Origin of the sequence: Blautia sp. DFI.3.45, from assembly GCF_020593505.1 — a bacterium.
Taxonomy (GTDB): Bacteria; Bacillota; Clostridia; order Lachnospirales; family Lachnospiraceae; genus Blautia_A; species Blautia_A wexlerae.
Window position 1 is genome coordinate 1 of sequence record NZ_JAJDMI010000166.1, and the last position, 495, is coordinate 495.

Below are 495 nucleotides of genomic sequence, written 5' to 3' on the forward strand. Positions count from 1 at the left end.
CTTAAAAAAGCGGAATTTCACCATCATAGTTTTCTGCTTTTTCCAATAGCGGTCCTTTAGCTCCCATCGTAAACGCGATGTCGCTACTGCGGATAGAGAGCAGCTCCATTCCGGGTCTCACCTTCAAAAAATCCATCATTTTCTTCGTAAGAAGAATTTGCCCCTCCTGTGAAATCTCTACCCAGCAGTAGGAACGCCCCTTGTATTTGATAAATTCGCCAGAACCTGCTGAGTAGTCAAGCAACGGTGGAGTATCGTCCAAAATGTGACCAAGTTTTGACGGATGCAAAAGGCCTTTCCGGGTGACGCAGAAGCCACCGGTAATCTTACTTCCGGTAAAAAGATATACTTTTCCTTCATCTGCAATGTGATATTCTTCCATTGCCTGCGGTGGAATCCGCAATGTTCCATCCGTCCGAATGAGTGATTTCCCGAAAATAAATTTTCCTCCCTTATTCATTTGTGGCATAAAAACACCTCCTGAAATTCCGATTT

General features: G+C 44.0%; 1 protein-coding gene. It reads right to left on the bottom strand.

Annotation, left to right across the window (positions count from 1 at the left end):
• Window position 1: 1 nt before the first annotated feature.
• Window positions 2–469 (bottom strand): hypothetical protein, encoded by a 468-nt coding sequence (locus LJE09_RS17430; RefSeq protein ID WP_005340973.1) that lies wholly within the window; start codon window positions 467–469, stop codon window positions 2–4.
• Window positions 470–495 lie beyond the last annotated feature (26 nt).

Bases quoted from the DNA above. Each gene is read 5' to 3' on its own strand.
- LJE09_RS17430 (WP_005340973.1), bottom strand. From the start codon at position 469: ATGCCACAAATGAATAAGGGAGGAAAATTTATTTTCGGGAAATCACTC.